Consider the following 1,548-nt stretch of genomic DNA (forward strand, 5'->3'; position numbering starts at 1 on the left):
CTAGATGATCAATTCCAAGGGGTTTAGTGGTCGTAGGCGGTGAGCGCGCGCATGATCGGCTGGCCGGTGTGGTCGTTGTGCCAGACGGCGGCGGTGAGCGCGAGGATGCGCTGCAGGACGCGGACGGCCACCCCGCCGGGGGTGCGGCCGCGGTGTCGTTCGAGGTCGAGCTGGCCCTTGAAGGTCTCGTTGACCGACTCGATGACCTGCCGCAGTGGTTTGAACAGCTGTGATCCGGCTCGCTCGGCCTCGCCTTTGCGGGCCGGCCGCAGCAGCCGGATGTCGAGCTCGGCCAACTGCTGCTCGAACTCGCGGCCGAAGTAGTTCTTGTCGCCGATCAGCGTCTGTCCTGGGCGCTCGGCGGTGAGCTGGGGTTCGACGGCGAGGAGGTCCAGCAGGGTCTCGCGCTCGTCCGCCTTGGCCCCGGTCAGTGCGAAGGCGACCGGCAGGCCGTGAAGGGTGCAGACCAGGTGCAGCCGCAGTCCCCAGAAGTAGCGCGTGTGGCTGGCGCAGTACCCGTACTGGGCCCATCCGGCCAGGTCGGAGCGTTTGACGGTCTCTCGGGAGCGTCCGCACTCGACGGGCGTGGAGTCCACGACCCATACGTCGTCGCTCCACAGCGTGGTGTCGCGGGCCAGTGTCCGGGTGACGCGGCGGATGAGGCCGGCGGCCTTGCGCAGACGCTTGTTGTAGCCGGGCTGCTGGGGCAGGTAGGGGAAGAGGTGGCGAAGGTGGGCGCCGGCGTGCCGCAGCCAGCGGGCCTCGGAGGTGAAGCCGAGTATCGCCTGCATCATCGCCAGCGTCACCAGCTCCGCGTCGCTGAGCCGCGGCATGATGCCCACGGCCGGACGCCGCGGGGCGAATTGCGGTGAGTCCTTCAGCAGGTCGTCGGTCTTCACATAGAGTGCGGTCGCGAGGGTGTCCAGGTTGTTCGTCACAGACTGACTTTGGGCGCCCTCGCATCCTCAGCAGAGCCATTGCTGGAATTCGCTCAGCTGGGCGCCACGGGCTGTTCGAGGAGCTCGCCCGGTCCATCGAAGCCGCAGCGCCGGTACAGCGGCGCACTCCGCTCGGACGGCCACACGATCAACGTGTCCAGGCGGTGAGCGCGCGCATAGCGGGTCACCTCATCAAGGAGGGCCCGGCCCAGGCCGCGGTTGCGCTGTTCCGGGGTGACATAGAAGTTCGTCACGTAACCGAGCGCCTCGGATCCCGGGGAGGGGCTTGGGACCTTCTCCACGAGGCACACGAACACGTGGCCACAAGGCTGGCCACCCGCTTCCGCGAGCCAGACTCGCCACGGCCCGGCCATCCGGGTACGCAGCCAGCCCCCGCATTCAGCGGTGAACTCCTCTTCATCCTGCGGGACTTCGTCACCGTTCTCCTCCACCTTGAATCGCCAGCGCATTGCCGCCAGCGCAGGCGCGTCGTCGAGCTCGGCCCGGCGGATAACGACGTCACTCATGGCCACACTCTCGCAGGCCGGTCTGGCCGGAGCGAAACCACCTTACGAGCGCGCGGCGACCCCTTGGAATTGATCATCTAGGC

2 protein-coding genes are annotated in these 1,548 nt (G+C 67.9%); both read right to left on the reverse strand.

Annotated elements, in window-relative coordinates:
* Nucleotides 1-23: 23 nt before the first annotated feature.
* On the reverse strand, nt 24-938 hold the full coding sequence (locus ACWD6N_RS37700; RefSeq protein ID WP_449939431.1) for an IS982 family transposase: 915 nt from the start codon (nt 936-938) through the stop codon (nt 24-26).
* A gap of 53 nt (nt 939-991) precedes the next feature.
* Nucleotides 992-1,465, reverse strand: a complete 474-nt coding sequence (locus ACWD6N_RS37705; protein WP_450006753.1) for an N-acetyltransferase family protein — start codon at nt 1,463-1,465, stop codon at nt 992-994.
* Nucleotides 1,466-1,548 lie beyond the last annotated feature (83 nt).

The sequence above is a fragment of the Micromonospora sp. NPDC005163 genome, assembly GCF_053599835.1.